This window comes from Methylobacterium sp. J-072 (genome assembly GCF_022829425.1).
GTDB lineage: Bacteria > Pseudomonadota > Alphaproteobacteria > Rhizobiales > Beijerinckiaceae > Methylobacterium.
The window spans coordinates 109,059-119,561 of sequence record NZ_JAKSYK010000076.1 but is presented as its reverse complement, the minus strand read 5'-3'; the positions used below and the strand labels follow the sequence as shown (position 1 = coordinate 119,561).

The 10,503-nt window shown below is 69.3% G+C and carries 10 protein-coding genes; 3 read left to right on the top strand and 7 right to left on the bottom strand.

The genetic code is table 11. The features are described 5' to 3' along the window. On the top strand, window positions 1-311 hold a 311-nt coding region (locus MKK67_RS07920; RefSeq protein WP_243963258.1), incomplete at its 5' end, for an ATP-binding protein. A gap of 4 nt (window positions 312-315) precedes the next feature. Here MKK67_RS07920 and bioB read toward each other — a convergent pair. Further along, window positions 316-1,317, bottom strand: a complete 1,002-nt coding sequence (bioB, locus tag MKK67_RS07915) for a biotin synthase BioB (protein WP_243963255.1) — start codon at window positions 1,315-1,317, stop codon at window positions 316-318. Between the two features lie 83 nt (window positions 1,318-1,400). After that, on the bottom strand, window positions 1,401-2,285 hold the full coding sequence (locus MKK67_RS07910) for a fumarylacetoacetate hydrolase family protein (protein ID WP_243963254.1): 885 nt from the start codon (window positions 2,283-2,285) through the stop codon (window positions 1,401-1,403). A 416-nt stretch (window positions 2,286-2,701) separates the two neighbouring features. Here MKK67_RS07910 and MKK67_RS07905 point away from each other — a divergent pair, with 416 nt between their 5' ends. Further along, window positions 2,702-4,015: an OmpP1/FadL family transporter gene (locus MKK67_RS07905; RefSeq protein ID WP_243963252.1), complete on the top strand. Its 1,314-nt coding sequence runs from the start codon at window positions 2,702-2,704 to the stop codon at window positions 4,013-4,015. A 500-nt stretch (window positions 4,016-4,515) separates the two neighbouring features. Here MKK67_RS07905 and prfB read toward each other — a convergent pair. The 5 genes from prfB to MKK67_RS07880 all read right to left on the bottom strand — a co-directional run bounded on the left by prfB (window position 4,516) and on the right by MKK67_RS07880 (window position 8,368). Next, window positions 4,516-5,644, bottom strand: a protein-coding gene (gene prfB, locus MKK67_RS07900; RefSeq protein WP_243963250.1) for a peptide chain release factor 2 whose coding sequence is annotated in 2 segments (ribosomal slippage) — window positions 4,516-5,574 and window positions 5,576-5,644 — 1,128 coding nt in all. Because the reading frame shifts where the segments join, the coding sequence is not laid out codon by codon here. Between the two features lie 155 nt (window positions 5,645-5,799). Then, complete coding sequence (locus tag MKK67_RS07895) at window positions 5,800-6,165, bottom strand: hypothetical protein (protein WP_243963248.1); 366 nt, start codon at window positions 6,163-6,165, stop codon at window positions 5,800-5,802. 107 nt (window positions 6,166-6,272) lie between these two features. Beyond that, on the bottom strand, window positions 6,273-6,485 hold the full coding sequence (locus MKK67_RS07890; protein WP_147855602.1) for a hypothetical protein: 213 nt from the start codon (window positions 6,483-6,485) through the stop codon (window positions 6,273-6,275). Between the two features lie 130 nt (window positions 6,486-6,615). Beyond that, window positions 6,616-7,833: an LL-diaminopimelate aminotransferase gene (locus MKK67_RS07885; RefSeq protein ID WP_243963267.1), complete on the bottom strand. Its 1,218-nt coding sequence runs from the start codon at window positions 7,831-7,833 to the stop codon at window positions 6,616-6,618. A 124-nt stretch (window positions 7,834-7,957) separates the two neighbouring features. Continuing rightward, window positions 7,958-8,368, bottom strand: coding sequence for a hypothetical protein (locus MKK67_RS07880; protein ID WP_243963246.1), 411 nt, complete (start codon window positions 8,366-8,368; stop codon window positions 7,958-7,960). A 219-nt stretch (window positions 8,369-8,587) separates the two neighbouring features. Here MKK67_RS07880 and MKK67_RS07875 point away from each other — a divergent pair, with 219 nt between their 5' ends. Then, window positions 8,588-10,369, top strand: coding sequence for a PHA/PHB synthase family protein (locus MKK67_RS07875; protein WP_243963266.1), 1,782 nt, complete (start codon window positions 8,588-8,590; stop codon window positions 10,367-10,369). The last annotated feature ends 134 nt before the right edge of the window (window positions 10,370-10,503 follow it).

Here is a 10,503-nt window from a genome sequence, read left to right as displayed (position 1 = left end):
CGCTCGCCAACCTCGTCCGCAACGCGGTCCAGGCGCTCGACGGCGCCGGGGTGCCAGACGCCGAGGTGCGGGTCGCCGCCAGCCGCGACGAGCCCGGCCGGGTGACCATCCTGGTGACCGACAACGGCCCCGGCCTGCCGGAGCGAGCCCGGGAGAACCTGTTCTCGCCGTTCCAGGGCTCGACGCGCTCGGGCGGCACCGGGCTGGGCCTGCCGATCGCGGCCGAGTTGATCGCGATCAACGGCGGCACCCTCACCCTCGACCCGGGCGTGGGCGGGGCCCGGTTCCGGATCGTGCTGGCGGAGGGCTGAACCGCTATTCCGCCGCGGCGAGGATCGGCTCGGCGACCCGGATGCCGAGATCCTGCAGCAGGGCGGCGTCGGAATCCGCCTCGTTGTTGGCGGTGGTGAGCAGGCGCTCGCCGTAGAAGATCGAATTGGCGCCGGCGAGGAAGCACAGGGCCTGCGCCTCCCGGCTCAGCGCCTTGCGTCCGGCGCTCAGGCGCACCCGGGCCTTGGGCATGACGATGCGGGCGGTGGCGCACATCCGCACCATGTCGAACGGATCGACCGGCGCGGCCGTGTCGCCGAGCGGAGTGCCGGGGACGGCAGCTAGTGCGTTGATCGGCACGCTCTCCGGATGCGGTGCGTGGTTGGCCAGCACCTGCAGCATCGCGACCCGGTCGCCGACCCCCTCGCCGAGGCCGATGATGCCGCCGCAGCAGACGCCGATGCCGGCCTCGCGCACCCGCTCCAGGGTGTTCAGCCTGTCCGCGTAGGTCCGGGTCGAGACGATCTTGTCGTAATAGTCCGGTCCGGTATCGAGGTTGTGGTTGTAGGCGGTGAGGCCCGCCTCGGCCAGGCGCTCGGCCTGGCTGGCGGTCAGCATGCCGAGGGTGACGCAGGCTTCCATCCCGAGCCCGCGCACGCCCCGCACCATGTCGAGCACGGAATCGAATTCCGCGCCGTCCCGCGGGCTGCGCCAGGCGGCGCCCATGCAGAACCGGGTCGCGCCGTTGGCCTTGGCGGCGGCGGCTTCGGCCAGCACCGTCTCCACCGGCATCAGGCGCTGGCGCGGCAGGCCGGTGCCCTTGTGGTGGGCCGATTGCGAGCAGTAGCCGCAATCCTCCGGGCAGGCGCCCGTCTTGATCGAGAGCAGGCTGGCGCGCTGGACGTCGCTCGGGTCGTTGTACGCCCGATGCACGGCCGCGGCCCGATAGACCAGATCGAGCAGCGGCAGATCATGGATCGCGCGGATCTCGGCCACGCTCCAGTCGTGGCGGAAATCGGAGGCGTGCGGGTCGGCGGCTTGGCTCATGATGTCTTCTTGAGTGGGATCGGTGGCCAAAATCAAGCGCCCTGCGGGCCGCCGCCATCCGGTGCGGAGGCGACGGCATCGCTTCAATGGGTCGGTTCACCCGCCGAGACCTTCGCGGTCCAATCGTCGAAGGCGATCACCGTCTGGCGCTGCTCGCCCAGGCGCTCGATGCGCAGGACCATCTCGTCGCCGGCCTTCAGGTAGCGCGGCGGCTTCATGCCGAGGCCCACGCCCGGCGGTGTGCCGGTGGTGATCACGTCGCCGGGCTCCAGCAGCATGAAGTGCGAGGCGTAGGCCACGAGCTGGGGCACGTCGAAGATCATCGTCGCGGTCGAGCCGGTCTGGCGGCGCTCGCCGTTCACGTCGAGGCTCATGGCGAGGTTCTTGAGGTCGGGGATCTCGTCCAGCGTCACCAGCCAGGGGCCGAGCGGCCCGAAGGTCGGCGCGCTCTTGCCCTTGGTCCAGGTCGGGCCGCGCTCCAGCTGCCATTCGCGCTCGGAGACGTCGTTGCAGATGCAGGCGCCCGCCACGTAGCTGAGCGCCTCGTTGGCGTGGACGTAGCTCGCCCGGCGGCCGATCACCACGGCGAGCTCCACCTCCCAGTCGGTCTTGGCCGAGCCCTTGGGGATGATCACCGTGTCGTTCGGCCCGCACAGGCTGGACGGCGCCTTGTTGAAGATGATCGGCTCGGCCGGGATCGGCGATCCGGTCTCGGCGGCGTGGTCGGCGAAGTTGAGCCCGATGGCGATGACGTTGCGGGTGCCGCCGACGCAGGGGCCCAGCCGCGTATCCGGCGGCAGCTTCGGCAGGCTCTCGGGATCGACGGCGCGCAGCCGAGCGAGGGATTCGGGCGCGAGCGCCGGCCCGGCAATGTCGCGCACGAGGCTCGAGAGGTCACGCAGGCCGCCTTGCGCATCCACGAGGCCGGGCTTCTCGTCGCCGCTCGGGCCGTGCCGAAAGAGCTTCATCGCCGCGACTCCTCAATCCTTCCCTGGAACCGGTCTGCGCCGGACGCCGGGACCATGGCCGCGCATCCCCGCCGGTGCAAGCGCGTCTGGTCGATCAGACACGATCCCCGGGTGTCACAACTTGGCAACATCATGGCGAAAAAGTGCATATCTGAATGCGCCATGATCTATTGTTCACGGTCGCGACGGCTCGGAGAAGAACAGTCTGTGTTGCGAAAGATCAGTTTTCGTTGCGCCTGTGTGGAGTAAAACCTGCTCCTTCTCGGCCGCCGATCAGAACGCTGCGCCCGAGCCGGAATAGAAATCGTCGTTGCGATCCACCGGCGGAAACCTGCACCATACCGGCAACAGCGCCGGGCCGGTACGCAAGGTCGAATCAGGGCGCCGGGCAAACCAAACGGGGTCGGGGGAGCGAGATGGGCGGGACAATGCGCGCGGTGGTGCTCGCGGCCTCGGTGGCGGCTTTCGGCGCCGGGGAGGCCCGGGCCGGAGCGTTCGGCATCCGGGAGCAGAGCACCCAGGCCCAGGGCCTGTCCTTCGCGGGCGCGGCCGCCGGCTCCGGCGGCGTCTCGTCGATCTTCTGGAACCCCGCGACGATCACGATGAACCCCGGCTTCGTCGCGGAGCAGAACCTCACCTATATCGGCCTCTCCTCCGAGATCCGGACCGCGCCCGGGACCAATCCCGGCTTTGCCGGCCTCGGCAATGCCGGCGATATCGGTCAGGGCGCCGTGGTGCCCGCGGGGGCGACCTCCTACCAGCTCAACGACCGCCTGTGGCTCGGCCTCTCGACGGGCGCGCCCTTCGGCCTCGTGACCAAGCCGAACCAGGTCTGGGCCGGCGAGGTCTATGGCCGCTCGTCCCGGATCTTCACGCTGGCGTTCAATCCGGTGATCGGGTTCAAGGTCAACGAGTGGCTGTCGCTCGCCGCCGGCCCGAACATCGAATATTTCCGGCTGACCCTGCGGCAGGCGCTGCCGATCCCCGGCATCGCGCCGTCCCTGTATCCGAGCGGGTTCCTCAAGGGCGAATCCTGGGGCGTCGGCTTCACGGCGGGCGCCACCCTGACGCCCCGTGACGGCACCGTGATCGGCATCGGTTACCGCTCGTCGGTCCACCACGACATCGAAGGCTCGATCGGCGTGCCGCTGGTGGCGCTGGCGCCGCTGGCCGGGCAGGTGCACGCGAAGCTCAACACGCCGGACAAGCTCAGCGTCGGCCTCGTCCAGGCGATCTCGCCGGTCGCCCGGGTCGATCTCGGCTTCGAGTGGGACCAGTGGTCCCGGCTCGGGACGGTCGGGATCGTGTCGAACCGCCTCGGCGTGCCGGTCAACAACCTGCCGCTGAATTACAAGGACGGCTACACCTACTCGATCGGTGCCGAGTACGACGCGGCCCCCAACCTGACCCTGCGGACCGGCTTCGCCTACGAATCCTCGCCAATCGACTTCCGCAACCGCTCGGTGCGGCTGCCGGACGGCGATCGCTACATCGCCTCCGTGGGCGCCAGCTACCGCTGGAACGAGCGCCTGACCCTGAACCTGGCCTATTCGCACTTCTTCCTCGACCGGTCGCGCGTGCTCGCGGGGATCGGGCGCGACTACAATGTCGGCAACATCGCCTTCGCGGGCGTGGTCGATTCCAGCGCCGACATCGTTTCGGTCGGCTTCCGCTACGTGTTCGGCGCCCCGCCGCCGGCCGCCCCGGCGCCGCTGGTGCGGAAGTATTGAGGGGCCGCGATCGGCCGCCTTTCCCCGCGCGTGGCGGACGGCTCCCGCGCCCCTCGGCTACACCGGCCGGTGAGCTTTGGGACCGTCGCCACAGTCACGCACGACCGGACAGTGGCCTTTCCCGACCCGCTTCGCGGGCCACCCTCCCCCCTCAGCGGGCGAGCGGATTCACACATCGGGGTCGGCAGGATACGCTGGAGACACCGCGGCTCTCCCTCCCCCCCTCTGCGGGGGAGGGTGGCCCCCGCAGGGGGTCGGGAGAGGGGAGCGACGGTGCAGGATTGGGCTTTGCCCGTCATGCCGGTCACGCCTTGTCCTCAATCCGGGTTCCCCTCTCCCGACCCTCGCTGACGCGAGGCCCACCCTCCCCCGCAGAGGGGGGAGGGAGACGCGCCTGGGTCCGGCCGTTGCTCCCATCCGGCAACGATGTGTGAACGTCGTAGCTCAGCGGGGGAGGAAAACGCGCGGGAGGCAGCAACCGTCCCGACGCACAAGAAGACTCAGTCGATGTCCTCGACCTCTTCCGCACCGCCATAGACCCGCTGGGCCAGCGAGGCTTCCATGAACGGATCCAGGGCGCCGTCGAGCACCGCGTCCGGGTCGGTGGATTGGGTGCCGGTGCGCAGGTCCTTCACCAGCTGATAGGGCTGGAGCACGTAGGACCGGATCTGGTGGCCCCAGCCGATATCGGTCTTGGCCGCGGCCTCGGCGCTGGCCTTCTCCTCGCGCTTCTTCAGCTCGGCCTCGTAGAGCCGGGCGCGCAGCATGTTCCACGCCGTGGCGCGGTTCTTGTGCTGGGAGCGCTCCTGCTGACAGGCCACCACGATCCCGGTCGGGTTGTGGGTGATGCGCACCGCCGAGTCGGTGGTGTTGACGTGCTGGCCGCCGGCGCCGGACGAGCGGTAGGTGTCGATCCGGCAGTCGGATTCCTTGATCTCGATCTCGATCCGGTCGTCGATCACCGGGTAGACCCAGACGCTGGCGAAGCTGGTGTGCCGCCGGGCGCTGGAATCGTAGGGCGAGATCCGCACCAGCCGGTGCACGCCGGACTCGGTCTTGAGCCAGCCATAGGCGTTGTGGCCCTTGATCAGGAGCGTGGCGCCCTTGATCCCGGCTTCTTCGCCGTCCGACCACTCGACGATGTCGACCTTGTACTTCCGGCGATCGGCCCAGCGCGCGTACATGCGCTGGAGCATGTTCGCCCAGTCCTGGCTCTCGGTGCCGCCGGCACCGGCATGGACTTCGAGGTAGGTGTCGAAGCCGTCGGCCTCGCCGGACAGCAGGGTCTCGACCTGGCGGCTCGCCGCCTCCTTCTCGACGGCGAGGATCGCAGCCTCGCCCTCGCGGATCGAGGATTCGTCGCCCTCCATCTCGCCGAGTTCGATCAGCGTCGCACCGTCCTCGAGGTCGCGTTCCAGCTTGCGGATGGAGGAGACCGCCTCGTCGAGCTGCTGGCGCTCGCGCATGACCTTCTGCGCGGCGTCGGCGTCGTTCCACAGGTCGGGGTTCTCGGAGGCTGCGTTCAGCTCCGCGAGGCGTTTATCGACAGTATCCCAGTCAAAGATGCCTCCTCAGCAGCCCTATAGACTGCTTGGCGGCATCCGAGGCTTGCTCGATCTCGGCGCGCATTTGGTTTTTCGGGAATGGGGTTGCGGTGTCGGGCCGGGGTGATACCGCCCGGGGGCCGGCCTGTAAACGGCGGGCGGATCCTCACGCGTCATCGCGTTCGTCCACGAGACGGCGCGTTGCCGGATCGCTTCGCTCTGCGCGCGCGTCGGGTCCGCTCAGTAGCGCGGCGGCACGATGTAGGACGGGGCGATCACGTACTCCTTCGGACGCCGCTGCGCGCCGAACCGGCCCTCGGTGATCTGGTCGTTGTAATAGTCGAAGCCGGTATAGCCGAAGCCGCCGCCGTTCATCACCTGGGCCACCGGGACCGGCGGGACGGCGAGATCGGGGCGGCCCGGCGGCACGATCACCTGGCAGCAGCCCTCGGCCTGAAGCACCGTCGGGCCGTTGGGCGCGCTGAACACGTAGGCGCGCGGCTGCGGGATCCCCGGCGGGAAAGCCGGCTCGGCGGCGGCGGGCTCAGCGGCCCCCTGGGCGACGAGACCGAGCAATCCGGCGGCGATCAGGGTCTTGGTGCTCACGCAATGCTCCGTCACGGGGCCGGCCGGGCCGGCGTCAGGCCTACACTCTAGCTTATCGCGGGCGGCCTGTCCGGCGCATGCGGACCGACCGGTTAACCGGAACCCGGTCAGCCGCGGGCGCGCAGGACCACCTGCGGGCTCGCCGGCACCGGCCGGCAATCCGAGATGAAGGCGTTGACCGGCAACGGCTTCGAGTCGCAGGCATAGGCATCCGTCGGGCCCGGCGCGGGCACCGGATCCCGCGCGATGATCGGGTTCGGCGCGCAGGCCGAGGCCGCGGCGGCGAGCAGCAGGGCGGCGATGAGGTTCAGGCGGCGCATGCAACACTCGGGACGCGGGAGGACCCCCGTGCCCGACCCTGCGCATCGCGATCCGCTCTGACAAGCGCCGGCGGGGGACGACGACGCCTTTGACGACGCCTGTCGCCCGCCGGCAACAATCAGATCGGCCTCAGACGGCCCGGGCCAGCGGCACGACGTTGTGCAGGGTCTTGTCGCCGCCGTCGAAGAACCGGCGGATGTTGCGCGCGGCCTGCCGGATCCGCTGCTCGTTCTCGACCAGCGCGATGCGGACATACGCGTCGCCGAATTCGCCGAAGCCGATGCCCGGCGCCACGGCGACGTCGGATTTTTCGAGCAGCAGCTTCGAGAATTCGAGGCTGCCCATCTCCTGGTAACGCTCCGGGATCGGCACCCAGGCGAACATCGAGGCCGCGGGCGACGGGATCGTCCAGCCGGCCTTGCCGAAGGATTCCACCAGCGCGTCGCGCCGCTTGCGGTAGGTCGCCCGCATCTCGTCGATGCAGTCGTCCGGGCCGTTCAGCGCCGCGGTCGCGGCGACCTGGATCGGCGTGAAGGCGCCGTAATCGAGATACGACTTCACCCGGGAGAGCGCCGCCAGCAGACGCTCGTTGCCGACCGCGAAGCCCATGCGCCAGCCGGCCATGGAATAGGTCTTCGACAGGGAGGTGAACTCTACCGTGCAGTCGATCGCGCCCGGGACCTGAAGGACCGAGGGCGGCGGGTTGCCGTCAAAATAGACCTCCGCGTAGGCGAGGTCCGAGAGCAGGATCAGCTCGTGCTGCTTGGCGAAGGCGACGAGGTCCCGGTAGAAATCGAGATCGGCCACGTAGGCGGTCGGGTTCGACGGATAGCAGACCACCAGGGCGACCGGCTTCGGGATCGAGTGGCGCATGGCCCGCTCGAGGGCCGGGAACATCGCCGGGGTCGGCTCGGCCGGCACGGAGCGGATCACGCCGCCGGCCATCAGGAAGCCGAAGGCATGGATCGGGTAGCTCGGGTTCGGCACCAACACCACGTCACCCGGGGCGGTGATCGCCTGGGCCATGTTGGCGAAGCCTTCCTTCGAGCCCAGCGTCGCCACCACCTGGGTGTCGGGGTTGAGGCTCACGCCGAAGCGGCGCTGGTAATAGCCGGCCTGGGCCTTGCGCAGCCCGGCGATGCCCTTCGAGGCGGAATAGCGGTCGGTCCGCGGACGCCCGGCCGTCTCGCACAGCTTGGCGATGACGTGCTTGGGGGCGTCGAGGTCGGGGTTGCCCATGCCGAGATCGATGATATCGGCGCCCTGAGCTCGGGCGGTGGCCTTGATCCGGTTGACCTGCTCGAACACGTAGGGCGGCAGGCGCTTGATGCGGTGGAAATCGGTCATCGGCGTGTCCATCGGCGCGTCCCGAATCCGGCGTCTCTCGTTCATGGCGGGCGCGCGAACGAATCGCTCTAGCAGAGTTGCGCGCCGCCGCCGACCCTCAAAAATCCGGTCCGGATCGGGCGCGCTATTGCGCCGCCGCGGGGGCCGGCTTGATCGCGGCCGCAGCCCCACGGCCGGCGCTCTCTGCAGCGCGCCCGCGGGACTCGTTGCGGCCGCGGGCGCCTTCGAGCTCGGCCTCCAGGGCCTTCTGGCCCTCCGACGACTTGGCCCGGACCGGGCGCTTGGGCGCATCGACGCCCACCGGCATGAAGGCCGGCGCCTCCTTGCCGCGCGACTCGGTCACGAAATCCGGCGCGGCGACGACCCGGGGGCCGTAGCCGGCATCGGTGGCGAGCGTGCGCACCGCATCCCCCGAGCAGGCGGCGAGCAGCCCAGCCGACAGAGCCAGGACAGCCAGCGCGAAGCCCCGCGCCGGTTTCAGCCGTGCGGAAGGCCGGGCGGCGGACGAAGCCGGGTTCAAAAAAGCGCGGCGCATGGGCACACAGGATGGGCACAAAGGTATGAGAAGAACGCCCGGATGTTTCGACGACCTGTGCGGCCGGGCTGGTGCAACCTCTCGCTCGCTCCCTAATTTGTCGGAAACGAGGCTCATGATCAGTCGAGCCGAAACATACACAGGGAGGCACGCGTGACGAGCCCGCGAACGCAGGCGCCGGACCCGGCAGCCGCTCGGACTTCCCTGGCCAACGGCGCGATGCCGGACGGCATCACACCGCCGTTGCCGGACATCGAGGCCCTGTCGCGCAATGCCGGGCAGTTCGTGGAGGCGCTGGGGCGCAGCGCCGCCCGCATGCTCACGCCCGAAGCCCAAGCCGGCGGCACCTCCGGAGAGATCAACGAGGCGGTCAAGACGCTGGGCCAGGTCGCCGAGGCGTGGATGTCGGATCCGAACCGGAGCGCCGAGGCCCAGGCCAGGCTTTCCCAGGCGTTCCTGACGCTCTGGGGCTCGACCTACCTGCGCCTCCAGGGCCAGCAGGCCGATCCGGTCGCGGTCCCGGAGCCCCGGGACGCGCGCTTCAGCGATGCCGAATGGTCGACCAACCCGTATTTCGATTTCCTCAAGCAGGGCTACCTGATCGCGACCCGCTGGGCCGAGGGACTGGTCGACGAGGCCCAGGGCATCGACGAGCACACCCGCCACAAGGCGCAGTTCTACCTGCGTCAGCTCACCAGCATGCTGTCGCCGTCGAACTTCCTGCCGACCAACCCGGAATTGATCCGCCACACCCTGAAGGAGAGCGGCGCCAATCTCGTGCGCGGCCTCAAGATGTACGAGGAGGATCTGGAGGCCGGTGGCGGCCAGCTGCGGGTCCGCCAGACCGATACGAGCGGGTTCGAGGTCGGGCGCAACATCGCCGTGACCCCCGGCGAGGTGGTGTTCCGCAACGACCTGATCGAGCTGATCCAGTACGCGCCCGCCACCGAGACCGTGCTCAAGCGCCCGTTCCTGATGGTGCCGCCCTGGATCAACAAATTCTACATCCTCGATCTCAATCCCCAGAAGAGCTTCCTGAAGTGGATGGTCGACCAGGGGCTGACGGTGTTCTGCATCTCCTGGGTGAACCCGGACGCGCGCCACGCCGACAAGGACTTCGAATCCTACATGCGCGAGGGCATCGAGGCGGCGATCGACGCGATCGGGGTCGCCACCGGCGAGACCGAGGTGCATGCGGCCGGCTACTGCGTCGGCGGGACCCTGCTCTCCGTCACGCTCGCCATGCAGGCCGCCACGGGCAACCGCCGGATCAAGAGCGCGACCCTGCTGACCACCCAGGTCGACTTCACCCATGCGGGCGACCTCAAGGTCTTCGCCGGCGAGGAACAGATCCGGGAGGTCGAGGCGCGGATGGCCGAGCGCGGTTATCTGGAGGGCAGCCGCATGGCCAACGCCTTCAACATGCTGCGGCCGAACGACATGATCTGGTCCTACGTCGTCAACAACTACATCAAGGGCAAGCCGCCCGCGGCGTTCGACCTTCTGTACTGGAATTCCGACGCCACCCGGATGCCGGCGGCGAACCACTCGTTCTACCTGCGCAACTGCTATCTCGAGAACAGCCTGGCCCAGGGCCGGATGGTGCTCGGCAACGTCCGGCTCGACCTGAAGAAAGTGCAGGTCCCGATCTTCAATCTCGCCACCCGGGAGGACCACATCGCGCCGGCGATCTCGGTGTTCGAGGGCTCCAAAACCTTCGGCGGCAAGGTCGATTACGTGCTGGCCGGCTCCGGCCACATCGCCGGGGTGGTCAACCCGCCGTACAAGCCGAAATACGGCTACTGGACCGGCGGCCCGGTCAAGGGCGAGCTGAAGGACTGGATCGCCGCCGCAGCCGAGACCAAGGGCTCGTGGTGGCCCTACTGGTTCCAGTGGATCGAGGCCCAGGCCTCCGAGCGGGTCCCGGCCCGCAAGCCCGGCGGCGACGCGCTGCCGTCCCTCGGCCCGGCGCCGGGGACCTATGTGCGGATGCGGGCCTGAGGGGACCACGCCGGCCGCGCAGCTTGCGGATTGACGGAGCGGGTTCCGACCCGCTGTGCAAAGGCCTGCGCGTTCGCTGAGGCGCGCGGGCGATTTTCCCCTCGCCCCGCTTGTGGAGAGAGGGGTGAGTTGAG